Here is a 25176-nt window from a genome sequence, read left to right as displayed (position 1 = left end):
AGTCGGGTTCGGGGTCCTCCGCCGAGAGGAGGAGAACGGACGTGACCGGGACGGCGCGTCCCTCTTGCGCCGGGGAAAACGCAATCCTACGGTGTGCCATAGGAATCGGATCCTCGAGGGAGCAGTGGACATGAGCGATGGGGGCACCGCCCGCGCGAGCGCGTTCGAGCACGGTGGAGCACGCAAGGTCGCCGAAGCGCTGGAGCACCTCTCCGGTTTCGGCAACGAGCACAGCTCCGAGGCCGTCCCGGGCGCCCTGCCCGTGGGCCGCAACTCGCCGCAGCGCGCCCCGCTCGGGCTGTACGCGGAGCAGCTGAGCGGTTCGGCGTTCACCGAACCGCGGGCGGAGAACCGCCGCTCGTGGCTGTACCGGATCCGTCCGTCGGCCGCCCACCCGGCGTTCACCCGCACGGGCAACGGCGCGCTGCGGACCGCGCCCTTCACGCAGACCGTCCCCGACCCCAACCGGCTGCGCTGGAACCCGCTGCCGGAGCCGGCCGGGGGGACCGACTTCCTGGCCGGCCTGTGGACCCTGGGCGGCAACGGGGACGTCACCCAGCGCACCGGCATGGCCGTGCACCTGTACCACGCCAACACCTCGATGGACCGCGTGTTCAGCGACGCCGACGGCGAGCTGCTGATCGTCCCCGAGCGGGGCGGGCTGCTGCTGCGCACGGAGTTCGGGCTGCTGCACGTGGAGCCGGGCCACATCGCGCTGGTTCCCCGCGGGGTGCGGTTCCGGGTGGACCTCCTGGACGAGTCCGCCCGCGGGTACGTGTGCGAGAACTACGGAGCGCCGTTCCGGCTCCCCGACCTGGGCCCGATCGGCGCCAACGGGCTGGCAAACGCCCGGGACTTCCGGGTGCCCGTCGCGGCGTACGAGGACGTCGAGGGCCCGGTGGAGGTGGTGAACAAGTACTGCGGCAACCTCTGGTCCGCCACCTACGACCACTCCCCGCTGGATGTCGTGGCCTGGCACGGAAACCACGTGCCGTACGCCTACGACCTGCGCCGCTTCAACGTGATGGGCACCATCTCCTACGACCACCCCGACCCGTCGATCTTCACGGTGCTGACGTCCCCGAGCGACACCCCCGGGCTCGCCGGCGTGGACTTCGTGGTCTTCGCCCCGCGCTGGCTGGTGGGCGAGGACACCTTCCGTCCGCCCTACTTCCACCGGAACGTGATGAGCGAGTACATGGGCCTGATCGAAGGGGCGTACGACGCGAAGGCGGAGGGCTTCGTCCCGGGCGGTGGTTCGCTGCACAACATGATGTCGGCGCACGGCCCGGACCGGGAGACCTTCGACAGGGCGAGCGCCGCCGAGCTGCGTCCGCAGAAGATCGACGACGGCCTGGCGTTCATGTTCGAGACCCGCTGGCCGCTGTCCCTGACCCCCCAGGCGGCGCGGGCGGAGCACCTGCAACACGGCTACGACGAGGTGTGGCAGGGGCTCGAACGTCACTTCCAGCCGTTGCACTGACCGTTCTCCGACCGGTACGGATAGCCCGTGACCTCCTTCGCTCCGGACTCGATCGTCCTGAACCGCAAGCTGCCGCTCTGGTATCAGGTGTCGCAGTCGCTGCGCGCCTCGATCCTCGGCCGCTCGCCGCAGGACCCCCTGCGTCTGCCCACCGAGGAACAGCTGGCCGGGCACTACGGGGTGAGCGTGCTGACCATGCGGCAGGCGCTGAAGGAGCTGGAGGACGAAGGGCTGATCACCCGCCACCGCCGGCGCGGCACCTTCATCGAGCCCGGCGCCCGGCGGGGTGCCCCGGTCCGGCTGCTGGGCTCGGTGGACGCGATCGTGGCCCAGCAGTCCGGCATGACGACCGAACTGCTGGAGCACGGTCCGGCACCGGTGCCGGCGGAGATCGCCGAGTACTTCCCGGACCTGACCGAGGCCGCGGCGTACCACCGGCTGCGCAGCGACGAGAAGACGGGCGAGCCGACCAACCACGCCCGCAACTACGTCCGCCCCGAACTGGCCTCCCGCATCGACCTGGACGACCTGGTGCGGTGGCCGATGACCAAGGTGCTGCGGGACGTCGTCGGGGCGGACATCAGCCGGATCACGGACACGGTGGAGGCGCGGCTCGCGGACCCGGAGACGGCCCGCCTGCTCCAGGTCCCGCTGCTCAGCCCGATCCTGCACTACACGGGCATCACCTACGACAGCCGTGGCCGGGCCCTGGACGCGGCGGTCATCAACTACCGGGGCGACCGCTTCTCCTTCACGGTGACCCTGGACGCCACCTGATCCCGGACCGTGCGTGCGCCGGGTGGAGCGGGCGGGAGGCCGGCGACGGGGCCCAGGCCGTACGATGCCCAGCGTGACGCACGACGACGCTCCGCTGCTGGCGGACCTCATGCCGTGGTCCGTCGCACCGCCGCGGCTCGGCCGGGGGTGGCCGGCGGCCCCCGACGCCGCGTCCCTCAGGGCCCGTTGGAACGCCCTGCTGAAGGCCGGGGGGCCGGACCGCGAGGCGCTGTTCCAGCCGACGCGCTCCCGGACCCCGTACTCCGCGGTCGGGCAGCTGCCCGGGCAGGGCGGCGGCACGGAGCGGCTGGCCCGCGCCACGGGACCGTGCCCCGATCCGGTGCGGGTCCTGTACGCCCCGTTCGACGAGCAGTGGCTGATCCCCGACCAGCGGCTGATCGACGCGGCCCGGCCCGAGTTGTGGCGGGTGGCGGACGAGCGTCAGGTGTTCGCCGTCGAGGCGGCCCCCGCGCGGGGCGCCGCCGCCCCCGGTCCCGCCGGACCGCCGCTGCTCGCCACCTCCCTGCTGCCCGTGCTGCGCACGGGGCGCGTCCGCCCGCTGTACCGCCGTCCGGGCGCCGCCGAGCCGAACCTCGCCCCGGGCCTGACGGAACACCTCGCCTCCCGTCACGGACGGGCCCCCTCCCCCCTGGACGTCCTCGCCTGGGCGACGGTCGTGGCGCGCCCCGCACGCGCGGGCCTGGTGGTGCCGCTCACCGCGGATCCGGAGGTCTGGGAGCGGGGGGTGGCGGTGGGCCGCAGGATGCTGTGGCTGATGCGACGAGACGGGGAGCGGCCCAGGCTCCCGGGCGGACGCCGTCCGTACGTGCGCGCGCCGCTGCCCACCCGGCCGCCGGCCGTGCGCTACGACCGGGACGAGGAGGCCCTGCACCTGGACGAGGGCCGCATCGCCCCGGTACCGCCGGAGGCCTGGGACTTCGAGGCGGGCGGAGTACGGGTGCTGGAGGCGTGGTTCGCGGCCCGCACGGAGGTGCCCGAAGCGGGCACGCTGGCCGCGATCCGGCCGCCCGCCTGGCCGCAGGCCTGGACCTCCGAGCTCCTGGAACTGATCACGGTGCTCGCCCTGCTGGCCGAACTCGGCGCCCAGCGGACGGAACTGGCGGAAGAACCGCTGCCCGCCCCGATCACCTCGGCCGCCCTGCGCACGGCCGGCGTCCTGCCGGTCGCGGCATCCGCCCGTCGCCCCGCCTCGGTCCTGGACACGCACGAAGAGGGCCCGGAAGGCCAGCTCGCCCTGATCTGAGGCGCGCACCACGCCGGCCGCGTGAGACCCGGGGCGGCCGGGCGGCGGGCCGGCCGGCCGCGGGGGCGAATCCGTCGGGTACGCGCCCGAGCATCCGCGCGGACACCTCCTCCCTGTCGACCGGTTCCGGGCTCCCGGCGGTCCCGGCGGCCGGCCGGGGGCACGCGCCGACCGGCATGGTCTGGTCGGCCCAGGACGTGGACCGGGGCGTGACGGACCGGTTCCGCTCGCTGCCGGTGAGCCGGGCGGCCGTGCCGCTGGGCCGGGCCCTCGCGGACCTGCTGGGTGACCGCCGCCGGGACGGTGCCGGTCCTGCCGGCCGGGCTCGCGGTCGGCCGGCGGGTGGAGGGGAGCGAGCCGGCGGGGGTGGGCGCCCTCGCGCTGCCGCTGTTCCGGTGCGCGTGCGTGTGATCGGCAGCGACCTCGGAGTGCGCGGTGCCGCTCGCGGTGTTCGTGCCGCCGGCGGTGCGGGAGTACGCGCACGGCAGGCGCCGAGGCACGGAGGGGGAGCCGGCGGGCCCCGGGATCACTGCCGGGTGGGACCGGGAGCGCCGGCGAGGGGACGTGAGAGAGGGCTCCAGGCGCCCCGGGGCCGCGGGGATGACGGCGGGGGCGGGGCGCTGCGCCGGGACGGTGGGGCCGTCCGGCGCGGGCGCTACCGGCTGCCGAACAGGGAGCGGCGCAGTCGGCGCAGCGGGGCGAAGAGCGAGACGCGGCTCGTCCGGGCCCGCGCGCTCCTGGCGCCGCGGCCGTGCACGGGCTCACGTGCGGTCAGCTCACGCATCAGCGAGGTCGCCTCGGCGGTCTCGCGCTGCGGGACCGCCGGTCCACCGAGGACCGAGAGATGCCGGTCGAGGCGCGAACTGCTGGCGCTGCTGCCGCAGGTGATCGCAGGGACCCTGGCCCTGCTGCGCACTGTTATCTGTTCCATGTCACTCCCCACCCGTACGAGTCCACCCGGCCCGGGCAGGGTAACCCTATCGCCCCGTGCGAGCACTCGTGTATCGAGGTCACAGGATTCACCTTCCCTGTAAGGGTGTTGACGAACCCACGACGACTACTCTCCGAATCCGACCGTTTTCAGGGCGAGTTGGATGATGGGCTGGCCGGTGGGCTGCGGCGATCCGCCGCCGGGCTCGACGGTCACCGCGAGTGACGTCGCACCGGTGTCGAGACCGGAGGCCACCAAGGGCGTGTCGCCTTCGAAAAGCCCCAGGGAACGCGGTCGCTCCCCCGATCCCATGAGCCAGAGCTGGCGCACACGTCCGTTCGGGGGGTCGTCGTACCCGCCCAGAGTGACGACCGCGCCGCGCGTCGAAACGGAGGCGACCACTCCGATCGTGCCGCCGCGCGCGTCCCGGCCGCTGCTCGCGCGGGCGTCCGGAGCGGCGAGAACGTGGGCGATCTCACGTGCCCGGTCTCGTTCGGCGTTCAGCCGGTCCTGGGTGCGCTCGGCCTGGACGGCGAAGAGCGAGGCGACGACGAGCGCCGCCGCGGCGGTGGCGGTCGCGAACGGCACGAACAGGGGTGACCGGCGCCGCTCCCGGGTGCGCGGCGGCGGCGCGGCGCCCCAGACGTGGGGCGGGAGCCGGGGCTCACGCGCGCGGGCGCCCTCGCGGGGCGCGGGCTCCTGCGCGGTGGTCCGCACGGCCGCCAGCACCCGGTCCCGCATCGCGGGCGGCGCGGGCGCCGCCGTGGACCAGGCGAGGCGGACGGCGTCCTCGGCCAGGTCGCGCACCTCCGCGGTGCAGCGGCCGCAGGACGTCAGATGCCTTTCGAAGCGGACGCGCTCGGCGGGCCCGAGGGCGTCGAGGGCGTAGGGCGCGGCCAGCGAGTGCGGGTCACCGCGGGATCCCAGTCGGCCGAACAGGCTCATGCCGCGCCTCCCAGGCACTCGCGCAGGCGGGTGAGGCCGTCGCGCATACGGGTCTTGACCGTGCCGAGCGGCAGCGACAGCCGCTCGGCCACCTCCCGGTAGGTGTAGCCGTCGTAGTAGGCGAGGGTGACCGACTGCCGCTGGAGGGTGGTGAGACGGTCCAGACAGCGGCGTACCCACTCGCGTTCGAGGCCGGCCTCGACCTCCTCGGCGACCTGGTCGAAGGCGGGGCCGTGACCGCGCCGGGCCTCGCGCTCCTCGCGCTCGCCGGCCGCGCGGGCGCTGCGCACCCGGTCGACGGCACGGCGGTGGGCGAGGGTGAGCACCCAGGACAGCGCGCTGCCCCGTCCCGGGTCGAACCGCGCGGCGCACCGCCAGAGTTCCAGCAGCACCTCCTGAGCCACCTCCTCGGACTGGGCGGGGTCGCGCACCACGCGCCGCACCAGCCCGTACACGGGGCCGGAGACCAGCCCGTACAGGTCTTCGAACGCCTTCTGGTCGCCCGCGGCCACCAGCACCAGCAGCTCGTCCGCATCCACCGCGCGTCCCCCTCTCCCGGCCCCGCCGGGCCGCCCGGTCGATCGAGGCATGCGCGGCGAGCGTGCCTCCGGACGGTAAGTACGGATCACCGGACCGAAAACGCGGGTCTGCGGCGAGAAATGCCACGGGCGCCGCGGCGTGGCGGAAGGGGGCGGACGGCGAGTTCGCGAAGTCCACCAATCCGGCCCGGCGAAGGCTCCGAATGCCAGTGCGTCAAGGCAAGTCGGCAGTGAGGACGGACGGCATGACACCTGATCACAGGACCGGTGCGGGGCGCAGGGGTCTCGCGACCCTGATCTGTGGTGCGCTGGCGGCCGGAGGGCTCGCGGCCGCCGGCGTGACCGCGCTGGAACCCGAGGCGGCCTCGGCCTCCTCCCACCGGGAGGCCCCGCTGATCTCGGGCACCCCGCAGTACGACAACACGGACCTGTACGCGTTCGTCAGCCCCGACAAGCCGGACACGACGACGATCATCGCGAACTGGATCCCCTTCGAGGAGCCGGCCGGCGGGCCGAACTTCTTCACGTTCGCCGAGGACGCCCAGTACGACATCCACGTCGACAACGACGGCGACGCACAGGGCGAACTGCTCTTCCGCTACACCTTCAGGACCCACGTGAGGAACGACGCGACGTTCCTCTACAACACGGGCCCGGTCACCAGCCTGGACGACCAGGATCTCAACATCACGCAGACCTACGACATCGAGCTGCTGAAGCTGAAGGACCAGCGGGCGGTGTCGCGCACGAAGATCGCCGACGACGTCCCGGTCGCCCCGTCGAACGTCGGCAAGGCGTCCATGCCGGACTACGACACCCTGCGGAAGCAGGCCGTGCGCGAACTCGCCGGCGGGGCGACGACGTTCGCCGGTCAGGCCGACGACCCCTTCTTCCTCGACCTGAGGGTCTTCGACCTGCTGTACGGCGGGGACCTCACCGAGGTCGGCAACGACACGCTGAAGGGCTACAACGTCAACTCCCTGGCCCTCCAGGTCCCCACCGAGATGATCACCGAGTCCGCGGAGCAGCCGGTGGTCGGCATCTGGTCGACGACGCAGCGCAAGAACGCCGAGGGACACTTCGTGCAGGTGTCACGGCTGGGCAACCCGCTGGTGAACGAGGTCGTCAACCCGCTGAAGGACAAGGACACGTTCAACGCGTCCAGGCCGTGGGACGACGCGCAGTTCCTGCAGAACGTCACCGAGCCGGAACTGCCCGGGCTCATCGAGGCGATCTACAAGATCCCCGCCCCGGCCGAGCCCCGCGACGACCTGGTGAACGTGTTCCTGAAGGGCGTGGAGGGACTCAACCAGCCCCCGCACGTGACGCCGTCGGAGATGCTGCGCCTCAACACCTCGATCGAACCGGCCGCCGAGCCGAAGCGGCTGGGCGTCCTGGACGGGGACAACGCCGGCTTCCCCAACGGGCGCCGGCTGACGGACGACGTGATCGACGCGGCCCTCCAGGTCGTCGAGGGCGAACTGGCCGGCGCGGAGAACGACCTGGGAGACGCGGTCGACGCCAACGACAAGAAGTTCGGTGCCGCCTTCCCCTATCTGGCGAACCCGACGGAGGGGTCGCGCGGACCGCTCGCCCAGGGCGTGGACGGCGGCAACGACGTGCGCAACCAGCTCGGTGACGCGCTGCGGCCGGCGGGCGCGGAGGGCAGGGACGACACCACCCTGATCGCCGCGTCCGCGGGCGCGGGCGCCGGCGGGCTGCTGCTGATCGGCACGGCGCTGATGTGGTGGCGCCGGATGCGGAACCGGGCGTACTGAACCCGGCGGCCGGCACTCCGGCCCCGTCCCCCACAGCAGGCGCGGCCCGTCCCACCACCCCCACGGCACGGGCCGCGCCGCCGAACACCGAGGAGAGGCCATGGCCGCGCCCACGAACGACAGCGAACCGACGACGCCCCGTCACGAACAGCCGGCGGACCCGCCACGACCGCCCGCCGCCGGCGCGCGGCCGCCACGGGAGCGCCCCGCGGCGGGACCGGACCGGGAACGGGCGGCGGCGGCGCCGGGGGATCCCGGTCCGCAGGGTACGCCGACCGCGGCGGACCGGTGCGGGACGGGGCGTGTCGCGGTGCTGCGGAGGTTCGCCGCCGCCGCGCGGCGCGGCCGGGGGCCGCACCTCGCCTCGTGCGCCGTACTGCTCGCCGTCGCACTGACCGCAGGGAGCATCGCGGCCGGCGGGGCGCGGGACGGCGGCCGGGAGCCGGCTCCGGCGGGCGGCGCGTTCGCCGCCGGGGCGCTCACCGGGGGTGATCTCGCGGCCGGGACACGGGCGTTGCGGGAGCACCTGCGGGTCCAGCCCCGCGACCACGGCGGGTGGGCCACCCTGGGGACCGCCTACGTCGAGCAGGCGCGGACCGAAGGGGACCCCTCCCGGTACCCGCAGGCCGAGCGGGCGCTCGCACGCTCCCTCGCCCTCGAACCGGACAACGATCCCGCCCTCGCCGGACAGGCCGCCCTCGCCGCCGCGCGGCACGACTTCACCGGCGCACTGGAGCTTGCCGACCGGGCCCTGGAACAGAACCCCTACAGCGAGCGCGCCCTGTGCTCCCGCATCGACGCCCTGGTCGAACTCGGCCGGTACGAGGAGGCCGCGCGGGCCGCCGTCACCGCCGACCGCAGGCGGCCCGGGGTGCCCGTGTTCACGCGGTACGCCTACGTGCGGGAGCTGCGCGGCGACGTGCGCACCGCGCGGGAGGTCCTGGGACGGGCCCTGGAGAGCGCCTCCTCGCCCGCCGACGTGGCGTACGTCGCGACCGCGCTGGGCCGACTGGCCTGGAGCCAGGGTGATTACGGGTCGGCTCTCACGCACTACGCGCGTGCCCTCGCCGCCGACGAGGACCACCTCCCCGCGCTGGAGGGCCGGGCGCGCGCGCAGGCCGCGAGCGGTGACCGCGCGGGCGCCGTCGAGACACTGGAGCAGGTGGTCGCCCGCTCCCCGCTGCCCGGGCCGCTGGTCGCCCTCGGCGAGTTGTACGAGGCGCGGGGCGGCGAGGGCGACCGTGCGAAGGCAGACGACCAGTACGCCCTCGTCGACGCCTGGACGTCCCTGGCCCGCGTCGGCGGGGTCGACGTCGACCTCGACACCGCGCTCGCCGCCGCCGATCACGGGGACGCCGGCGAGGCGCTGCGCGCGGCCCGCGCGGAGTGGGACCGGCGGCACAGCGTGCACACCGCCGACGCCCTCGCCTGGGCGCTGTACGTCAACGGCCGTCACCAGGAGGCCCTGCCGCTCGCCCGCCGCGCCACGGCCACGGGGTACCGCAACGCCGTCTTCCTCTACCACCGGGGCATGATCGAGAAGGCCGCCGGGCTCGACCGGGCCGCCCGTGACTCGCTGACCGCAGCACTGGAGCTGAATCCCGGCTTCTCACCGGTGGGCGCCGCCGCGGCCCGTGCCGCGCTCGAGGACCTGGGGGTGGCGCGTTGACCTCCCGCCGTCGCGTCGCCGCCGGTGCCGCCGTCCTCACCGCCGCCTGCGCGCTGGCGCTGGCCCCGGCCGGGGCGGCGGGCGCGCACCCGCTCGGCAACTTCACCGTGAACCGCTACGACGGGCTGGTGGCCGCGCCCGGTGAACTCCGCGTCCACCACGTCGAGGACCTCGCCGAGATCCCGGCCACCCAGGCGGCTCCGGACATCGAACGGCTGGGCCAGGGCGCCTGGGCCCGGGAGCGTTGTGCCGCCGCCGCGCGGGACAGCGGCGTGCGCGTCGACGGCCGCGCGGTCGCGCTGACCGTGCGCGATGCCCGCGCGCGGGTGCGGCCCGGCCAGGCCGGGCTCGACACCCTGCGCGTGGAGTGCCGGCTGACCGCGCCCCTGCCGAAGGGCGGTGCGGTCCGGGTCGGCTTCCGGCAGGCGGGCGCCTCGTCGGGGCCCGGCTGGCGGGAGATCACCGCGCGGGGCGACCGTACGACCCTCACCGACTCGGACGTCCCCGCGGAGTCGCCGTCCCGCGAACTGACCCGGTATCCCGCGCAGTCGCTCTCCTCCCCCGCCGACACCAGCACCGCGGACCTGCGCGTCCGGCCCGGCGGGCCCGCCCTGGCCGAGGAGCCGGACGCGCCGGCCTCCTCGGTGCTGCCGCGCGGCGCCGACCGCTGGACCCGCGCGCTCGACGGCCTGGTCGCCCGGCAGGACCTGACCGTCGGCCTCGCCGCGTCCGCCCTGCTGATCGCCGTGTTCCTCGGGGCGATGCACGCGCTCGCACCGGGCCACGGCAAGAGTCTGATGGCGGCGACGGCGGCGGCCCGCGGGGGCGGGGCCCGTCTGCGGGACGTCCTGCCCATGGCCGCCTCGGTCACGGTCACCCACACCCTCGGCGTGGTCGCCCTGGGCCTGCTGGTCACCGCCGGTTCGGCCGCCGCGCCCTCGGTGATCGCCTGGCTGGGCATCGCGAGCGGCGTCCTGGTCACCCTGGCCGGCGCCGGTCTCGTACGCCGTGCCCTGCGCCTCCGGAAGCAGGCGCACCACCCCACGCACTCCCACGCACACGACCACCCGCACCCCCACCCCCACGGCCACCCGCACGCGCACGCGCACGGTCACGTCGAGCACACCCACGGCGGTCGCACCCACACCCATCCCACGGCGCCCACCCTGCGCGGCGCGATCCTGCTCGGCTTCGCCGGCGGGCTGGTGCCCAGTCCGTCCGCCGTCGTGGTGCTGGTCGGCGCCGCCGCCCTCGGACAGGCCTGGTTCGGGCTGCTGCTCGTCGTCGCCTACGGCGCCGGACTGGCCCTCACCCTCACCGCGGCCGGGTACGCGGTCGTCAGGGCCGGCGGCGGCATGTCCCGGCTGCTGGACCGGCGTCCCCGCTGGGCGGCCGCCCCCTGGGCCGCGCTGGTGCGCCAAAGCGCGCCCCTCGGGTCGGCGTTCGTCGTCGTGGCCCTGGGAGCCGGATTGGTGTTCAGGGGGGCGGCATCCGCACTCGGCTGAGCTACTTTCATGAGGAAAGGGTGAATTCGCCCGGATGCGATGGGGGGCGCGGTGTCCGAAGAACCGGGCGGTGAGCGGGTGATCGCGGGCCGCTACCGGCTGCTGTCGCGGCTGGGCGAGGGCGGGATGGGCACGGTGTGGCGGGCCCGCGACGAATTGTTGCACCGCGAGGTCGCCGTCAAGGAGGTGCGCGCCCCGGCCGGGCTGCCGGCGTCCGACGTCGAGCGGATGTACGCCCGTCTGGAGCGGGAGGCGTGGGCGGCGGCCCGGGTCGCCGACCGCACCGTGGTGACGGTGTACGACGTGGCGACCGAGGACGGGCGTCCGTGGATCGTCATGGAGCTGGTCCGCGGTCTCTCCCTCGCCGAGGTGCTGGAGGCCGAGGGTCCGCTCCCGCCGCGGCGGGCCGCGCAGGTGGGGGCGGAGGTGCTCGCCGCGCTGCGGGCGGCGCACGCCGCGGGGGTGCTGCACCGGGACGTGAAACCGGCGAACGTCCTGATCGCGAACGACGGGCGGGTCGTGCTCACCGACTTCGGGATCGCCACCGTCGAGGGCAGTTCCGCGCTGACCATGACGGGGGAGGTCGTCGGGTCGCCCGAGTTCCTCGCCCCGGAGCGCGCGCTGGGGCGGACACCGGGACCCGCGTCGGACCTGTGGTCGCTCGGTGTGCTGCTGTACGCGGCGGTGGAGGGCGTCTCGCCCTTCCGGCACGACACCCCGCTGAGCACCCTGCGGGCGATCGTGGACGAGGAACCGCCACCACCGCGCCGGGCGGGTCCGCTCGCCCCGGTGATCGAGGGACTGCTGCGCAAGGATCCGGCCGGGCGGCTGCCGGCGGAGCGGGCGCAGGAGGAGCTGCGGGTCATCGGCGCGGGGGGCGCGCCGGGCGGGGGCACGGCGCGTCCGGGACCGTACGCCCCCACGGTGGCCGCGGTTCCGCGGCCACACCCGGAGACGGCGTTCCCGTCCGCTCCCCCGGCGCCGGTCACGAGCACGCACGCCACCGCGGTCACCCGCCCGGGGCGCGACCGGCGCGGTGCCGTCGTCCTGATCGTGGGCGCGGTCGTCCTGGCCCTGGCGCTGGCCGGGCTGACGTACGCGCTCCTCGACCGGGGGGACGGCGGGCCCGGGGGCAAGAACACCGGCGGCGGGGCGAGTTCGCCCGCGCGGACCGGCGGCGGGACCGGCGGTGGCACACCGGAGACGGAGGACCCGGCCCCGGACCCGGCCCCCAGCACGGAGGAGGAGAGCGGGGAGGAGAGCACTCCCCCGCCGCAGACCGTGTCGGTGACGGTGACCGGCGCGCGCACGGAGTACTCCGGGGGCTGTCCGCCGCCGGGTGAGCGGGCGCCCGCGTTCACGGCGACGTTCACCGTGGGACGGCTGCCCGCCGAGGTGTCCTACCGGTGGGTGGCGGAGGACGGCTCGGTGACCGATCCGGGCTGGCGGACGCTGTCGTTCCCCGAAGGGGGCGGGCGGGCGAAGCGGGACACGGTGACCGTGACGGCGTACGCGGAGAGCGGGACCTTCGAGAGCGGGATCGGTGTCGAGGTCCGTGAGCCGGTGCGCACCACCTCGAAGACGGTGCCGTTCTCGGTGACGTGCGAGACGGAGGCCCCGACGGGCGGGGCCTCCGCTTCTCCCTCCGGTCCGGACGGCGAGGGGTCCTGAGGGATCAGGCCGCCGCGTCGAGCACCGGCAGGTAGCCGCCCGACTGGCCGGCGGCCTTCGGGTGGTACGAGTTGCCGATGTTGAGCCAGTCCACGCTGTGCAGCCAGGAGTTGCCGGAGCAGATCTCGTGACCGGTGAAGGTGGTGCGGACGTCGCCGAAGGTGAAGCCATGCGCCCTGGCGCGCTGGGCGATGGCGTTGTCGAGGAGGTCGGCGGCGTCGTTGACCGCCTTCCGCTTGGTCTCGGAGAGACCGACGCAGAAGGTGCCGAGCTTGTAGAAGCGGGGGTAGCCGAGCACGACGACCTCGGCGTTCGGCGCGCGGTCACGGATGGCCGAGTAGACGCTGTCGAGCCTGCCGGGCAGCGTGGACTCGACGTACGCCCGCGCGGTGGCGATCCGGTTGAGGCAGGTGCTGTCGGACTGGAGCACACAGGTCGTCATGACGTCGGCGAATCCGGCGTCGTTGCCGCCGACGCTGATCGACACCAGGCCGGTGGCGGTGGAGAGCGTGCCGAGCTGTCCGGAGAGGACATCACCCGTGCGGGCACCCGAGCAGGCCTCGAAGTCGAAGGACGAGGGTGAGTTGGCGGCCTGCCAGAGGTAGGGGTAGGCCTTCGTGCTGCGCTTGCAGTCGCCGCTCTCGGCGGTGTAGCTGCCGGCGCCGACACCGGAGGAGTAGGAGTCGCCCAGCGCCACATAGCCGCCGGCGGCCTGGGGGGACGCCTGGGCGGCGGCGGCCCCGGTGAGGGCGGTGGTGCCGGCGAGGAGGAGCGTGCCGAGGAAGAGCAGAAGTCGGGAACGTCTCATGGAACCTCCCTTGAGCAGGATCTCTGCCGCAACCGTCGTATCAACTACGCGTGTTGACTGGAAGTGTTCATGCCAAAACTGTTACTGATTCAACCCTGGACGAAATCCGGCCGTAGGGACTTTCTGCTCTTGACGCCCCCAACGGGGTAGGCCACATTGAAGCCCGGCATCCGACGCTTCAGGGGGCAAAGTCGGCCATGCAGACACGAAAATCCGGGCAAGAGGTACCTGGGACGGCCAAACCCGCGAAAGCGTGAGGTTCCTTTCCAGGTCTTGCCATACGGCGTCAATCGTCAATACCGTCATACATCTCACCCGCATCGGTCCGTCTGTACGCGGCTTCAGGGGAGGGCTCGGAACCGCGAGGTGCCGGCGCGGGGCGCGGTAGGGGGGTGCCGTGCTCGGTGACCGCAACGGTGGCCGAGCCGTGCCGCGCGGACGGCCGCGATGTCCGCGGCCGATCAGTTCTGCCAACTCACCCGGCGTGCACGGTGGTTCCTTCCGCCGTGCCGTGGGGTGAGAACAACCCCCCTTTCGAACCGGACGAACAGCCGGGCCGCCCGAGGGGCGGGCGGTCCGCCGGACGAGAGGGACCTGACTCATGAGCTCCGTACTGCAGCCGGCGACCGCGGACCAGGATCCGCCGGCCGCCCGGACGTACCGGCCCGTCTCCTCGCACCTGGCCATCGCGCCACCGGTGAGCGTGGTGATACCGGCCATGAACGAGGCGGAGAACCTGCCGTACGTCTTCAAGACGCTTCCCGACTGGATCCACGAAGTGATCCTGGTCGACGGCAACTCCACCGACGGCACCGTCGAGGTGGCCCGCGAACTGCGGTCCGACGTGAAGGTCGTCGGACAGCGCGGCAAGGGCAAGGGGGACGCACTGCGCGCCGGGTTCGAGGCCTGCACCGGCGACATCGTCGTGATGGTCGACGCGGACGGTTCGGCGGACGGCAACGAGATCGTCAGCTACGTCTCCGCGCTGGTCTCCGGCGCGGACTTCGCCAAGGGCTCCCGCTTCGCCAACGGCGGCGGCACCGACGACATGACCTTCGTCCGCAAGCTCGGCAACCGGGTGCTGTGCGCCGTGGTCAACCGCAAGTTCGGCGCGCGGTACACCGACCTCTGCTACGGCTACAACGCCTTCTGGCGGCACTGCCTGGACAGGATCGACCTCGACTGCACCGGTTTCGAGGTCGAGACCCTGATGAACATCCGGGTCGTCAAGGCCGGACTGAAGGTGCAGGAGATCCCCAGCCACGAGTACCTGCGCATCCACGGCACGAGCAATCTGCGCGCCGTGCGCGACGGGTTCCGGGTGCTCAGAGTGATCCTCCGGGAGCGGTCCAACCGGCGTGCGCTGCGCCGCCGCCCGCACCACTCCCCGCTGCTCGACACGGGCCGGGCGAAGGTGTCGTGAGCGATCCCGGCACCCCGGGCGTCTCGGTCGTGATCTGCGCCTACACCGAGGACCGCTGGGAGGACGTCCTCGCTGCGGTCGCCTCGGTCCGGGCGCAGTCACGGCCGGCCCTGGAGACCCTGCTGGTCGTCGACCACAACCAGGCCCTCCTGGACCGTCTGGGCAAGGAGTACGAGGGGACCGGCCAGGTGCGGGTGCTCGCCAACGCGGGCCCCCGCGGCCTGTCCGCCGGCCGCAACACCGGAATCGCCGCCTCGCGCGGGGAGGTCGTCGCCTTCCTCGACGACGACGCCGTGGCCGAACGCGACTGGCTGAGGCACTTCGCCGACGCGTACGCCGATCCGCGCGTGATGGCGGTCGGCGGGCGCACCGAGCCGGTCTGGGCGTCGGGCCGCCGGCCCGGCTGGTTCCCCGAGGAGTTCGACTGGGTGGTGGGCTGCACCTACCGGGGCCTGCCGCGCGGCCGGGTGCGGGTGCGCAACGTCCTCGGCGGCAACGCCTCCTTCCGACGCGAGGCCTTCGACGCGGCGGGCGGCTTCGCCACCGGCATCGGACGCGACGGCGACAGACGCCCGCTGGGCGGTGAGGAGACGGAACTGTGCATCCGCCTCAGCCGCGCCCGGCCCGACGCGGTCCTGCTGATCGACGACCGCGCGGTGATCCACCACCGGGTGCCCGAGGCCCGCGAGCGGTTCCGCTACTTCCGTACCCGGACCTACGCCGAGGGCCTGTCCAAGGCGCTGGTCGCCCGCAGCGTCGGCGCGCGCAAGGGACTGGAGTCCGAACGCCGGTACACCACCCGGGTGCTGCCGGCCGGGGTGGCGCGGGGACTGCGCGACGCCCTGCTCGGCCGCCCGGGCGGCGCGGGCCGCGCGGGCGCGATCGTCACCGGGGTGCTCACGGCGGCCGGCGGCTACCTGGTGGGCAGCGTGCGGGCCGGACGGGGCGGGGTCACCTTCCCCGTGGTGCCCGCCGGGAAGGGGCGGCGGCCGTGACTGACGTGCGCGTGCCGGTCCTCATGTACCACGCCGTGTCGGCCCGCCCGAACGAGGCGACCCGCGCGCTGTCCGTGACCCCGGAGGCGTTCGCCGCGCAGATGGCGGTGATCGCCGACCGGGGCCTCACCCCCGTCACCACCGCCGCACTGGCCGCCCACTGGCGTTCGGGCCGGCCGCTGCCCGCGCGGCCGGTCCTGGTCACGTTCGACGACGGCTACGAGGGGGTGCACCGCCACGCCCTGCCCGTGCTGGCCGGGCACGGCTTCCCGGCCACCGTGTTCGTCACCACCGGCTGGCTGCGCGGGCCGCACGACAACGGCGGCGGCCCGGACACCATGCTCGACTGGGACCAGGTGCGCGACCTCGCGGGCGCCGGAGTGGAGATCGGCGGGCACAGCCACAGCCACCCGCAGCTCGACCGGCTCGACGAGAACCGGCTGCGGTCCGAGCTGATCCTGTCCAAGGAGATCGTCTCCGACCGGCTGGGCACCGTACCCGCCTCGTTCGCGTACCCCTTCGGCTACTCCAGCCGCCGGGTGCGCGAGGCGGTGCGGGAGACCGGGTACGCCCAGGCCCTCGCCGTCGGCAACGGCCTGGCCCGGCGTGCCCAGGGGCCGTACGCACTGCGGCGCGTGACGGTGCGCCGGTCCACGTCCGCCGCCGACTTCGAGCGGCTGGTGGAGGGGCGCTCCCTCACCCGCGTCTTCGCCCGGGACCGCGCCCTGACCAAGGGATACGCGATGGTGCGCCGCACCCGGCAGGCCGCGCGGCTGACCGGCCGCCCGCGGGAGTGAACGCCCCCGGCCGCTCCGGGCGGCCGGGGGCGCCACCGGGGAAATCGGGTGCACGCCGCGCCCCGGTGACCGATCATGGCGGCATGTCCGCGCAACCGCACGACGCACTGCCGATCCGGCTCAACGTCGACGACAGCGACTCCCCGTCGGACGTCGTCGACGCGCTGTTCCTCGGCCGCTTCGCGACGGGCGAGCAGCCGTACTCGCACGCCGTCAACATCGACCGCGTGCGCTCCGGCGCGACCCTGCTGCCCGCGGGCGCGCGGGTGCTGCGGATCGCCAGGGACGACGACCGCAGCGCCACCCTGGCCGAGGGCGACGGCTGGACGCTGCTGGTGTCCCGCTGGAACCGGGGCGCCGACGTCACGGTCACCGCGATCAGCGACGAACTGGCGGCGCTGGTCCTGGAGGAGGCCACCGACGGCGCGGCCGACGAGCCCGAACCCCAGCCGGAGAACGTCACCATGGGCTTCTGGTACGTCTCCCCGCGCCGCGGCCCCCACCGCACCACCCGGCAGATCTCGGCGGGCACCTGGGAGGAGATCCGCCCCAACTACACCGCGCCGGTGGCGGACGCCATGGACCGCCTGATGAAGACCACGCCCGAGGACATCGCGGGCCGGCTGCTCCTGCTGCACGGCCCGCCGGGCACCGGCAAGACCTCCGCGCTGCGCACTCTGGCCCGCTCCTGGCGCGACTGGTGCCAGGTGGACTGCGTCCTGGACCCGGAGCGGCTCTTCTCCGACGTCGGCTACCTGATGGACATCGCGATCGGCGAGGAGGACGCGGCGGGCAAGGGCCGCTGGCGGCTGCTGCTCCTGGAGGACTGCGACGAGCTGATCCGCGGCGAGGCCAAGCACACCGCCGGCCAGGCGCTGTCCCGGCTGCTGAACCTGACGGACGGTCTGCTCGGCCAGGGCCGCAACGTCCTGGTGGGGGTCACCACCAACGAGGATCTGGAACGCCTGCACCCGGCCGTGGTCCGCCCCGGCCGCTGCCTCGCCCGGATCGAGGTCGGCCGGCTGACCCGTACCGAGGCGGTGGACTGGCTGGGCCGCGAGGAGGGCGTCGGACGCGAGGGCGCGACACTGGCCGAGCTGTACGCCCTGCGCCGGGGCACGTCCCCGACGGCGCTCCCGGAACCGCGCGGGGACGCGGACGCGGGCCTGTACCTGTAGGTGTTTTGATGGGTCTATGACCCTGTTCGTCGGGACGTCGGGGTGGCAGTACAAGGACTGGCGCGGAGTGCTGTACCCGGCCGGGCTTCCGGTGCGGCTCTGGCTGGAGGAGTACACGGCGCACTTCGCCACGGTCGAGATCAACAACGCCTTCTACCGGCTGCCGTCCCGGGAGACCTTCGTGTCCTGGCGGGAGCGCACCCCGCCGGGTTTCGTCGTCGCGGTCAAGGCGAGCCGCTACCTGACGCACGTCAGACGGCTGCGCGAGCCCGAGGAGCCCGTGGAACGCCTGATGAGCCGCGCGGCGGGGCTGGGTGACCGGCTCGGCCCGGTCCTCCTCCAGCTCCCGCCCACGCTCCGGGCCGACCCGGTGCTGCTGCGCGCGTGTCTGCGGCTTTTCCCGGCCTCCGTCCGGGTCGCGGTCGAGCCGCGCCACCCGTCCTGGTGGACACCGCAGGTCCGCGCCGTGCTGGAGTCCCGGGGCGCCGCCCTGTGCTGGGCCGACGTGCTGTCCCGTCCCGCGACCCCGCTGTGGCGCACCGCCGACTGGGGCTACGTGCGCTTCCACCAGGGCCGGGCCCGCCCCTGGCCCCACTACGGCCGGCAGTCCCTGCGCACCTGGCTCGACCGCATCGCCACGACCTGGCCCGCGGACGAGGACGTCCACGCCTACTTCAACAACGACCCGAACGCGGCAGCCGTCACCGACGCCAGGACCTTCACCCGCCTGGCCCACTCGACCGACCTGACGACCGCGCCCCCACGGGCACGAGGAACTACGCGACAGGCCTGAAGACCGCACCCCTCAGGGGCGCGGGGAACTGCGCGACCGGCCCCCACGGACCGGCACCCGGGACCAGCCCTCCGCCGCGACGGCGCTCCCCCATGAGCCGCCGGCCCGGCACCGCTCACTCGTAAGCCGCCCGCAGAGCATCCCGCACAGCGGCCAGCGCCTCCTCCTCCGAGCACCCCAGCCGCCGCGCCCGCGCCGCATACGCCTGCCCGGCGGACGCCAGTTCCCGCTCCGCCCCCGCACCCGCCGCGGCGACGAACGTCCCGTTGCGGCCCCGCGTCTCGATCACCCCGTCCGCTTCCAGCGCCCGGTACGCCTTGGCCACCGTGTTCGCCGCCAGGCCGAGCGTGCCGGCCAGCCCTCGCACCGTCGGCAGCCGGTACCCCACCGGCAGCACCCCCGCGCGGGCCTGCTCGGAGATCTGCGCCCGCACCTGCTCGTACGGCGGTGCGCCGTCATCGATCTGGATCTTCAAGGTCACGGCACGATTGTCCCGCACCGTCGCGCCGCCGGAGGCACCCGCACCCGCCGGAAATTGGGAGGCGCCCCCGCCCGCGTCCCCCGTAGCGTGCGCTTCCATGACAGTGACCGTCCGCGACCTCCGCCCCGACGCGCCCGCCGACCTCGCGGGCTTCGCCCGTGTCCGGCAGGCCGCGCTGCCGTTCATCCTCGTCACTCCCGAGTCCCTGGCGCACGACCTCACCCAGCTGCACCCGGACGCCCGCTACCGCCCCCTCGTGGCCGTGGCCGACGGCGAGGTGATCGGCACGGCACAGGTGCACCTGACCCACGAGAGCTCCGATCCGGGCCAGGGCAACCTCAACGTGTACGTCCATCCCCGGCACACCCGCCGGGGCGCCGGGACGCTGCTGGTCCGCGCCGGCGAGGAGCACCTGGTCGCGCACGGCGCGACGAGGCTGCTGGCATGGGTGCCGGACGAGCCGGGCAACCGCGCCTTCGCCGAGCTGCGCGGATACCGGGCGAGCCGCTCGGCCCACTTCCTCCGCCTGGACCTGGCGAACGGCACCCTGCCCCCGCTCCAGGACCCGCCGCCGGGCGTGGAACTGCGCCCGGCCTCGGCCTTCGCCGCCGATCCGCGACCGCTGTTCGAGCTGGACGCGGAGACCACGGCGGACGAGCCGAGCGACGTGGACACCGAGTTCACCGACTACGAGGCCTGGCTGGCGGAGACGTGGCGGCACCCGCTGTTCAGCGCCGAGCTGACCACGGTGGCGCTGGTCGACGGCCGCCCCGCCGCGTTCTCCGCGGCCCGCACGGACGGTGGCACCCGGTATGCGACGGGCATGACCGGCACCGCCCGCGCCCACCGCGGCCGGGGCCTGGCCAAGCTCGCCAAGAACGACTCGCTGCATCGGGCCCGCGCGGCCGGGTACACGGAGGCGTTCACGGGCAACGACACCGGGAACGGGCCGATGATCGCGATCAACAAGTGGTTCGGCTACGAGATCTGCGGGACGGAGGTGCGGTATGTCCGTGCATGCGGCTGACGGACCGGCGCGGGTGGAGGTCGTCCTCGTCAAGGCGGGGCGGATGAAGATCCGCTACCCGGCCGAGCTGCTCGGCGACGACGGCACGCGCGTCAGTGTGCGCGCCCCCTGGGCGGGCAGCGGCGTGCGCGACTTCGGCTTCGTGCGCTTCGAGCCCGGGGACGTCTTCACGGAGCACTACTGGCGCGACCGGTGGTACTCCGTGAAGGAGGTCCGCACCTCCGACGGCGCCCTCAAGGGGCACTACTGCGACATCACCCGCCCGGCGGAGCTCACCGGCGGCCGGCTGGTCGTCGAGGACCTCGACCTGGACCTGTGGGTCTCCGCGGACGGCACGGACGTGCGGCGGCTGGACGAGGACGAGTTCGCGGCGAGCGGTCTGCTCACCACGGATCCCGAGGCGGCGGCCGCCGCGGTGGCCGCCCTGGACGAGCTGGACGCCCGGGCCCGCGAGGACGGCATCGGCACCCTGCTCACCTGAGGGCGGGGGCTATCCGGGGACCGCGACCACGGCGTAGCGCTCGTCGTCCACCTCCCGGCCCCACAGTTCCGTCTCTCCGGACAGGTGCTCCACCCGCGCCTGTCCGCCGAGCGGGGCGAGCAGGGCGGTGAGCCGGTCGGCCGGTATGCCGGCCGGGCTCACCGTCCCCCACACGCCCTCGACCAGGACGAGCCGCCCGCCCGGCCGCAGCAGGCCCCGCCAGAGCCGCAGCACCCGGCCGGGCTCGGGCAGGGTCCACAGCACGTGCCGGACGAGGACGGCGTCGTAGCGCTCCCCGCCGACCGGCGGGGCCGCGGCGTCACCGAGCAGGAACACCGCGTCCCGCCCGGCGAGCTTCTCCCGGGCGAGCGCCACCATCGCCGGGGACCGGTCGACGCCGGTGACCCGGTGCCCCTGCTCGGCCGCGAGGAGCGACAGGCTGCCGGTGCCGCAGCCGAGGTCGAGGACGTCACCTGGCTGCCCGGGCAGCCAGGCACGCAGCCGCGCTCCCCAGGCCGCGCGCACCCGGGGGTCGCGCAGTCCGTGGTCCGGCTCCTCGTCGAAGGCGGCGGCCCGCGCGTCCCAGTCGACACCGTCCGTGTCCGTACCGTCACTGCCGATCGTGGTCATGGGTCCACGGTGACACCTGCCACTGACAATCGATGCGTGACCGCTGCCACAGACAGGCGGCGGCCGATGGGGAACTCTGCCCCGAAAGGTCCGCCTCCGTGCGAACGCGGAACCCGGTGGACCCGAAGGAGGCAGTCATGCGCCGTGTCACCGTGCGGAAGCCCCCGAGGAAGACGGACACCCGCCGGGTCCGTGAGGAGGCCGACCGGCGTCCCGCGGGACGACCCGAGGTCCGCGAGGACATCGCCCGCGCCTGGTGGCCCGACGGCTGACCGCGCCCGGGCGGGACCTTCAGTCCAGCCGCTTGCGGTAGTGGATCCGGTCGTACGGCCCGGTGGCCCCGCGCTCCACGACCTCGTAGCCGAACCTCGGGTAGATCCGCTGGTTCTCCCACATCAGGGCGTTCGTGAAGAGCCTGATCTCGGGCAGCCCGAGCGCACGGGCGTGCGCCTCCACGAACTCCAGCAGCAGCCGCCCCACACCGGTGCCGTGCGCCTCGGGGTGGACGGCGACGGTGTCCAGGTGGAGGTGGTCCGCGCGCCGGTCGACCACGACGAGGCCGGTCACCCGCGCGGGGCCCGCCGTCGGCGTTTCCGCCACGAACACCCTGCCCGCGGCCACGTTCGCCGCGTGGTCCGCCTCCATGGGCACCGGAACCAGGCCGATGCGCGCGATGTACGGCCGGAAGGCCGCGTCGATCACCCTCCTCACGTCGGGGACGTCGGCGGGGCGGGCCGGGCGGATCCGCGCGTCTGTCATGCCGCGCACGGTACCTACCTCATCCCAGCCTGAGCACTCCCTTAACGCGGCCATAAGGATCTCCCCGCGGGGCCTTCGACGGGCGATTTAGCGGTTCCCCGCCGCTAGCTTCTGAGCCACCCCCACGGGATCCACCCCCGAAGGTTCCACGGACCGCCGTTGTCGAGGAGTTGCTGCCCCATGTCCGCACGCCGCAAGGCCGCTGTCGCCGCCGTCGGTCTCGTCCCGCTCGCCCTGACCGGGCTGTCCGCCACCCCGGCGTCCGCGCACGGTTCGATGGGCGACCCGGTCAGCCGGGTCGCGCAGTGCTACGCCGAGGGCCCGGAGAGCCCCACGTCGGCGGCGTGCAAGGCGGCGGTCGCGGCCGGCGGAACCCAGGCGCTCTACGACTGGAACGGCGTCCGCATCGGCGACGCGGGCGGACGCCACCAGGAGCTCATCGCCGACGGGAAGCTGTGCAGCGCGGGCGACGAGACGTTCAAGGGCCTCGACCTGGCCCGCGCCGACTGGCCCGCGACGAGCGTGAGCAGCGGCTCGTACACCTTCAAGTACCGGGTGACGGCCCCGCACAAGGGGACCTTCAAGGTGTACATCACCAAGCCCGGCTACGACCCGTCGCAGCCGCTGGCCTGGGACGACCTGGACCTGGCGAACCCGGTGGCCACCTCCACCGACCCGGTCGCGTCGGGCGGCTTCTACACGTTCGGCGGGACCCTCCCCGAGCGCTCCGGCAAGCAGCTGCTGTACGCGGTGTGGCAGCGGTCGGACAGCCCGGAGGCGTTCTACTCGTGCTCGGACGTCACCTTCGGCGGCGGGTCCGGGGCGAGCGGCGGGTCCCCGGCGGGCGGGGACGCGGCCGGCGGCGGTGAGGCCTCCGGTTCCGGCGACACGCCCGAGGCGGCAGCCCCGGCGCCGACCGCCTCCGCCCCGTCCGAGCAGCAGATCAAGGACGGCGCCGGGAAGTCGACCATCGAGAACCACGGGCACGGTGACGACGACCCCAGCACCTCGGCGAAGCCGGTCGCGGCGGGCGACGACGCCGGCCCGGACACCGCCGGCGACGCGGACACCCCCAACCAGCCCAAGGTGGCCGGGGCGTCGCAGAACCTCGCGGAGACCGGCGGTGACTCCAGTACGCCGTACCTGATGGTCGGCGGTGCCGCGGCGCTGGCACTGGGCTCCGCGGCGCTGTTCGCCTCCGCACGGCGGCGCACGGCGACCGGGCGGCACGGCCGCTGACCGACTCGGGGGCCCTGTCCGGCGGCTCAGGCCGGGCAGGGCCCCCGCGCGTGTCAGCTGAACGCCGAGGCGCAGGTGGTGGGTTTCGCCCGGGCCGGATCGAGGGCGTTGGCCACCTCGTGGAAGACGATCCGGTCGAACAGCCCGACGGCCAGGTGTTCGGACAGATCGACCGGGCAGAGGTCCTGGAGCAGCACGTTGCGTACGTTCGGCCCGGTCAGGTAGGAGCTGCGGTACGGGGTGACGACCTGGTCGTACCGGGTGGCGATGACGGTGTAGCGGACGCCGGGCACGGTGTCGCCGCCCGCGTTGAGCCTGGTGAGGAAGTCGGAGCCGGCGACCTGGTCGGCGAGGGCGGGGGTGGCCTCGTTCAGCAGGTCCGCGGCGCCCGGGAAGTACGGCAGCAGCGCGGTGAGGCCGCCGAGCGTGGTGCCGTGGTTGCTGGGGGCGATGCCGACGAGGGCGTTCACCTCGGCCGCTCCGCCGAGGAACCTGAGGTAGTGGCGCGGCATCATGCCGCCCTGGGAGTGGCCGACGATGTCGGCCTTCTCGGCACCGGTGGCGGCGAGCACCTTGTCGACGAAGGCGTCGAGCTGCCCGGCGGACTTCTCGACGGGGCCGAGGCCGTGGAAGAAGGGGACGCCGGGGAGCTGCCCGTAGTCGAGGGAGTAGACGCAGTAGCCGCGGTGCTTCAGATAGGGCGCGAGGCCCAGCCAGTTGTCGACGGAGTTGCCGAAGGTGCCGTGGACCAGGACGACGGGGCGGGGGTGGGCGGCGGAGGGCACGCACGCGTAGTCGTTCCAGCCCGAGCTGGGCGCGGTGGCGGCCCGGGCACTCGCGGCGGAGGGGACGGTGACGGCCGCGGCGGCCAGGAGGAAGGCCGCCAGCGGTCTGATCACCCGCTTCCAGTGCAGCATCGTGTGATCTCCTTGCGGGTCAAGGGGGAAGGGTGGGGTCCTACGCCCTGTGATCCGGATCACGAGGATGCTGTTCACTCGTCAAGTTACGGGCGAGTAGCCGAAGCGGGAAGTTACGGGTCGGTAAAAAATCCCGGCATCGGCCCGCACGGGGTCACCGCCGACTGATAAGGCGTCACCAAGCGGGACGAATCGGCCCGTCGGGTGCGATGGTCAGCAACCGCTCGCGCAGTGCGCGCAGTTCGGGCTCCCCCAGCACCTCGCTCCAGGCCCGCACGGCCTCCGCCGCCGCCTCCTCGGCCGCCCGGGTGCAGGCCCGCCCCTCCTCGGTCAGCACCACCAGCCGCGCCCGCGCGTCCCCGGGGTGCGGGCGGCGCTCGGCATACCCCTTGCGCACCAGCTCGTCGACGAGCTGACTCGCGGCCTGCTTGGTCACCCCGAGGTGGACCGCGAGGTCGGTGACCGTCGCGCCGTCCGGGGCGAGCCGGGTGAAGGCGAAGCCGTGCGCGGGCCGCAGCCCTTCGAACCCGCGGGCGGCCACGCCCTCGTGGATGCGCCGGGTGAGGTCTCCGGCGACGGCGAGCAGGGCGGCGGACAGGGCCATGGCCTCGGAGTTCTGCACGGAGGCATTGAAGCACTTGACGGCATGGTCAAGACGCTTGACTATATAGTCAAGTAACTTGACCACTTGCCCCGGAGGTTCGCCATGCCCGTCGTCCGCCCGTCCGATGCCGTCGTCCACGAGATGCACGGCGCCCGCTTCGTCGCGCACGCCACCCCCTCGACCGGCAGCAGGGAGCTGTGCGCCTGGCGGGGCGAGATCCCCGCCGGTACCCGGGCCCCCGCGCACACCGTCAGCCGGGAGGAGATCTTCCATCTGCTCGACGGCGAGCTGCTGATGACCCTCGACGGCACACCGCACCGGGTCACCGCCGGTGACACGGTGATCGTCCACGCGGGCTCGACCCTCGCCGTCGAGAACCCGACCGGCGGGACCGCCGTCTCCTGGGTCACCACGTCCCACGGCCTGGAGGCGACCCTGGGCGACGGCAAGCGCATCGTGCCGCCGTGGGCCGCCTGAGGGAT

26 protein-coding genes and 1 pseudogene are annotated in these 25176 nt (G+C 74.1%); 18 read left to right on the top strand and 9 right to left on the bottom strand.

Annotated elements, in window-relative coordinates; genetic code table 11:
- Positions 1-130 precede the first annotated feature (130 nt).
- From hmgA to IE172_RS35465, 4 genes and pseudogenes are all read left to right on the top strand, one after another.
- Positions 131-1483, top strand: a complete 1353-nt coding sequence (hmgA, locus tag IE172_RS23925) for a homogentisate 1,2-dioxygenase (RefSeq protein WP_190099368.1) — start codon at positions 131-133, stop codon at positions 1481-1483.
- Positions 1484-1510: 27 nt separating this feature from the next.
- Positions 1511-2260: a GntR family transcriptional regulator gene (locus IE172_RS23920; RefSeq protein ID WP_190099367.1), complete on the top strand. Its 750-nt coding sequence runs from the start codon at positions 1511-1513 to the stop codon at positions 2258-2260.
- A 64-nt stretch (positions 2261-2324) separates the two neighbouring features.
- Positions 2325-3524, top strand: a complete 1200-nt coding sequence (locus tag IE172_RS23915) for a type ISP restriction/modification enzyme (RefSeq protein ID WP_190099366.1) — start codon at positions 2325-2327, stop codon at positions 3522-3524.
- A gap of 164 nt (positions 3525-3688) precedes the next feature.
- Positions 3689-3929, top strand: a pseudogene (locus IE172_RS35465) (ABC transporter permease); the annotation flags it as partial.
- Between the two features lie 250 nt (positions 3930-4179).
- Here IE172_RS35465 and IE172_RS23905 read toward each other — a convergent pair.
- The 3 genes from IE172_RS23905 to IE172_RS23895 all read right to left on the bottom strand — a co-directional run bounded on the left by IE172_RS23905 (position 4180) and on the right by IE172_RS23895 (position 5939).
- Positions 4180-4455 carry a hypothetical protein gene (locus tag IE172_RS23905; RefSeq protein WP_190099365.1) on the bottom strand — a complete coding sequence of 92 codons (276 nt, stop codon included), beginning with the start codon at positions 4453-4455 and terminating at the stop codon, positions 4180-4182.
- A gap of 126 nt (positions 4456-4581) precedes the next feature.
- Positions 4582-5400: an anti-sigma factor gene (locus IE172_RS23900; RefSeq protein WP_190099364.1), complete on the bottom strand. Its 819-nt coding sequence runs from the start codon at positions 5398-5400 to the stop codon at positions 4582-4584.
- Complete coding sequence (locus IE172_RS23895) at positions 5397-5939, bottom strand: sigma-70 family RNA polymerase sigma factor (protein ID WP_190099363.1); 543 nt, start codon at positions 5937-5939, stop codon at positions 5397-5399. The genes IE172_RS23900 and IE172_RS23895 overlap by 4 nt, the downstream gene beginning before the upstream one ends.
- Positions 5940-6184: 245 nt before the next feature.
- On the opposite strand from IE172_RS23895, the gene IE172_RS23890 reads away from it, so the two are divergent.
- The 4 genes from IE172_RS23890 to IE172_RS23875 all read left to right on the top strand — a co-directional run bounded on the left by IE172_RS23890 (position 6185) and on the right by IE172_RS23875 (position 12562).
- Complete coding sequence (locus IE172_RS23890) at positions 6185-7717, top strand: DUF4331 domain-containing protein (RefSeq protein ID WP_190099362.1); 1533 nt, start codon at positions 6185-6187, stop codon at positions 7715-7717.
- 100 nt (positions 7718-7817) lie between these two features.
- Positions 7818-9386 carry a tetratricopeptide repeat protein gene (locus IE172_RS23885; RefSeq protein WP_190099361.1) on the top strand — a complete coding sequence of 523 codons (1569 nt, stop codon included), beginning with the start codon at positions 7818-7820 and terminating at the stop codon, positions 9384-9386.
- Complete coding sequence (locus tag IE172_RS23880; RefSeq protein WP_190099360.1) at positions 9383-10891, top strand: nickel transporter; 1509 nt, start codon at positions 9383-9385, stop codon at positions 10889-10891. The genes IE172_RS23885 and IE172_RS23880 overlap by 4 nt, the downstream gene beginning before the upstream one ends.
- A 39-nt stretch (positions 10892-10930) precedes the next feature.
- On the top strand, positions 10931-12562 hold the full coding sequence (locus IE172_RS23875; protein ID WP_190099359.1) for a serine/threonine-protein kinase: 1632 nt from the start codon (positions 10931-10933) through the stop codon (positions 12560-12562).
- Between the two features lie 4 nt (positions 12563-12566).
- On the opposite strand, the gene IE172_RS23870 is transcribed toward IE172_RS23875, so the two are convergent.
- Entirely contained in the window at positions 12567-13370 is an 804-nt protein-coding gene (locus IE172_RS23870) for an SGNH/GDSL hydrolase family protein (RefSeq protein WP_190099358.1), read from the bottom strand.
- 601 nt (positions 13371-13971) lie between these two features.
- Between IE172_RS23870 and IE172_RS23865 the strand changes: the two genes are divergently transcribed.
- The 5 genes from IE172_RS23865 to IE172_RS23845 all read left to right on the top strand — a co-directional run bounded on the left by IE172_RS23865 (position 13972) and on the right by IE172_RS23845 (position 18556).
- The gene (locus tag IE172_RS23865; protein WP_190099357.1) at positions 13972-14793 is read left to right on the top strand and encodes a glycosyltransferase family 2 protein; all 822 of its coding nucleotides are present in this window, start codon (positions 13972-13974) and stop codon (positions 14791-14793) included.
- Positions 14790-15788 (top strand): glycosyltransferase family 2 protein, encoded by a 999-nt coding sequence (locus tag IE172_RS23860; RefSeq protein WP_190099356.1) that lies wholly within the window; start codon positions 14790-14792, stop codon positions 15786-15788. Before IE172_RS23865 ends, IE172_RS23860 begins: the two co-directional genes overlap by 4 nt.
- On the top strand, positions 15785-16585 hold the full coding sequence (locus IE172_RS23855; RefSeq protein WP_229886315.1) for a polysaccharide deacetylase family protein: 801 nt from the start codon (positions 15785-15787) through the stop codon (positions 16583-16585). Before IE172_RS23860 ends, IE172_RS23855 begins: the two co-directional genes overlap by 4 nt.
- 83 nt (positions 16586-16668) lie before the next feature.
- Entirely contained in the window at positions 16669-17763 is a 1095-nt protein-coding gene (locus tag IE172_RS23850; protein ID WP_190099355.1) for a DUF5925 domain-containing protein, read from the top strand.
- Positions 17764-17779: 16 nt separating this feature from the next.
- Positions 17780-18556: a DUF72 domain-containing protein gene (locus tag IE172_RS23845; RefSeq protein WP_190099354.1), complete on the top strand. Its 777-nt coding sequence runs from the start codon at positions 17780-17782 to the stop codon at positions 18554-18556.
- A gap of 115 nt (positions 18557-18671) precedes the next feature.
- Here IE172_RS23845 and IE172_RS23840 read toward each other — a convergent pair whose 3' ends face one another.
- Entirely contained in the window at positions 18672-19037 is a 366-nt protein-coding gene (locus IE172_RS23840; protein WP_190099353.1) for a GntR family transcriptional regulator, read from the bottom strand.
- A 97-nt stretch (positions 19038-19134) separates the two neighbouring features.
- On the opposite strand from IE172_RS23840, the gene IE172_RS23835 reads away from it, so the two are divergent.
- Positions 19135-20064, top strand: a complete 930-nt coding sequence (locus tag IE172_RS23835) for a GNAT family N-acetyltransferase (protein WP_190099352.1) — start codon at positions 19135-19137, stop codon at positions 20062-20064.
- Entirely contained in the window at positions 20045-20545 is a 501-nt protein-coding gene (locus IE172_RS23830; RefSeq protein WP_190099351.1) for a ribonuclease FAU-1 family protein, read from the top strand. The genes IE172_RS23835 and IE172_RS23830 overlap by 20 nt, the downstream gene beginning before the upstream one ends.
- Before the next feature lie 9 nt (positions 20546-20554).
- Here the strand turns inward: IE172_RS23830 and IE172_RS23825 are convergent, their stop codons facing one another.
- A complete protein-coding gene (locus IE172_RS23825; RefSeq protein ID WP_190099350.1) occupies positions 20555-21175 on the bottom strand; it encodes a class I SAM-dependent methyltransferase in 621 nt (206 codons plus the stop codon).
- A gap of 137 nt (positions 21176-21312) precedes the next feature.
- Here IE172_RS23825 and IE172_RS35165 point away from each other — a divergent pair, with 137 nt between their 5' ends.
- Positions 21313-21447 (top strand): hypothetical protein, encoded by a 135-nt coding sequence (locus IE172_RS35165; RefSeq protein WP_268253487.1) that lies wholly within the window; start codon positions 21313-21315, stop codon positions 21445-21447.
- A gap of 19 nt (positions 21448-21466) precedes the next feature.
- Here IE172_RS35165 and IE172_RS23820 read toward each other — a convergent pair whose 3' ends face one another.
- Positions 21467-21934, bottom strand: coding sequence for a GNAT family N-acetyltransferase (locus IE172_RS23820; protein ID WP_190099349.1), 468 nt, complete (start codon positions 21932-21934; stop codon positions 21467-21469).
- 180 nt (positions 21935-22114) lie between these two features.
- Here IE172_RS23820 and IE172_RS23815 point away from each other — a divergent pair, with 180 nt between their 5' ends.
- Positions 22115-23173 carry a lytic polysaccharide monooxygenase auxiliary activity family 9 protein gene (locus IE172_RS23815; protein WP_190099348.1) on the top strand — a complete coding sequence of 353 codons (1059 nt, stop codon included), beginning with the start codon at positions 22115-22117 and terminating at the stop codon, positions 23171-23173.
- Between the two features lie 53 nt (positions 23174-23226).
- Here IE172_RS23815 and IE172_RS23810 read toward each other — a convergent pair whose 3' ends face one another.
- Positions 23227-24090, bottom strand: coding sequence for an esterase/lipase family protein (locus IE172_RS23810; RefSeq protein ID WP_190099347.1), 864 nt, complete (start codon positions 24088-24090; stop codon positions 23227-23229).
- 175 nt (positions 24091-24265) lie between these two features.
- Entirely contained in the window at positions 24266-24712 is a 447-nt protein-coding gene (locus IE172_RS23805; RefSeq protein ID WP_190099346.1) for a MarR family winged helix-turn-helix transcriptional regulator, read from the bottom strand.
- 84 nt (positions 24713-24796) lie between these two features.
- Here IE172_RS23805 and IE172_RS23800 point away from each other — a divergent pair, with 84 nt between their 5' ends.
- Positions 24797-25171: a cupin domain-containing protein gene (locus IE172_RS23800; protein ID WP_190099345.1), complete on the top strand. Its 375-nt coding sequence runs from the start codon at positions 24797-24799 to the stop codon at positions 25169-25171.
- The last annotated feature ends 5 nt before the right edge of the window (positions 25172-25176 follow it).

This window comes from Streptomyces griseoflavus (genome assembly GCF_014649995.1).
Lineage (GTDB): Bacteria > Actinomycetota > Actinomycetes > Streptomycetales > Streptomycetaceae > Streptomyces > Streptomyces griseoflavus.
Note: the sequence above shows the minus strand (reverse complement) of the source record. Positions and strands in the feature narration are given on the sequence as shown.

Excerpts from the sequence above, each read along its gene's own strand:
- hmgA (WP_190099368.1), top strand. The coding sequence starts at position 131 with ATGAGCGATGGGGGCACCGCCCGCGCGAGCGCGTTCGAGCACGGTGGA.
- IE172_RS23915 (WP_190099366.1), top strand. The coding sequence starts at position 2,325 with ATGCCCAGCGTGACGCACGACGACGCTCCGCTGCTGGCGGACCTCATG.
- IE172_RS23905 (WP_190099365.1), bottom strand. The coding sequence starts at position 4,455 with ATGGAACAGATAACAGTGCGCAGCAGGGCCAGGGTCCCTGCGATCACC.
- IE172_RS23900 (WP_190099364.1), bottom strand. The coding sequence starts at position 5,400 with ATGAGCCTGTTCGGCCGACTGGGATCCCGCGGTGACCCGCACTCGCTG.
- IE172_RS23890 (WP_190099362.1), top strand. The coding sequence starts at position 6,185 with ATGACACCTGATCACAGGACCGGTGCGGGGCGCAGGGGTCTCGCGACC.
- IE172_RS23885 (WP_190099361.1), top strand. The coding sequence starts at position 7,818 with ATGGCCGCGCCCACGAACGACAGCGAACCGACGACGCCCCGTCACGAA.
- IE172_RS23875 (WP_190099359.1), top strand. The coding sequence starts at position 10,931 with ATGGGGGGCGCGGTGTCCGAAGAACCGGGCGGTGAGCGGGTGATCGCG.
- IE172_RS23870 (WP_190099358.1), bottom strand. The coding sequence starts at position 13,370 with ATGAGACGTTCCCGACTTCTGCTCTTCCTCGGCACGCTCCTCCTCGCC.
- IE172_RS23865 (WP_190099357.1), top strand. The coding sequence starts at position 13,972 with ATGAGCTCCGTACTGCAGCCGGCGACCGCGGACCAGGATCCGCCGGCC.
- IE172_RS23850 (WP_190099355.1), top strand. The coding sequence starts at position 16,669 with ATGTCCGCGCAACCGCACGACGCACTGCCGATCCGGCTCAACGTCGAC.
- IE172_RS23845 (WP_190099354.1), top strand. The coding sequence starts at position 17,780 with ATGACCCTGTTCGTCGGGACGTCGGGGTGGCAGTACAAGGACTGGCGC.
- IE172_RS23835 (WP_190099352.1), top strand. The coding sequence starts at position 19,135 with ATGACAGTGACCGTCCGCGACCTCCGCCCCGACGCGCCCGCCGACCTC.
- IE172_RS23830 (WP_190099351.1), top strand. The coding sequence starts at position 20,045 with ATGTCCGTGCATGCGGCTGACGGACCGGCGCGGGTGGAGGTCGTCCTC.
- IE172_RS23825 (WP_190099350.1), bottom strand. The coding sequence starts at position 21,175 with ATGACCACGATCGGCAGTGACGGTACGGACACGGACGGTGTCGACTGG.
- IE172_RS35165 (WP_268253487.1), top strand. The coding sequence starts at position 21,313 with ATGCGCCGTGTCACCGTGCGGAAGCCCCCGAGGAAGACGGACACCCGC.
- IE172_RS23820 (WP_190099349.1), bottom strand. The coding sequence starts at position 21,934 with ATGACAGACGCGCGGATCCGCCCGGCCCGCCCCGCCGACGTCCCCGAC.
- IE172_RS23815 (WP_190099348.1), top strand. The coding sequence starts at position 22,115 with ATGTCCGCACGCCGCAAGGCCGCTGTCGCCGCCGTCGGTCTCGTCCCG.
- IE172_RS23810 (WP_190099347.1), bottom strand. The coding sequence starts at position 24,090 with ATGCTGCACTGGAAGCGGGTGATCAGACCGCTGGCGGCCTTCCTCCTG.
- IE172_RS23800 (WP_190099345.1), top strand. The coding sequence starts at position 24,797 with ATGCCCGTCGTCCGCCCGTCCGATGCCGTCGTCCACGAGATGCACGGC.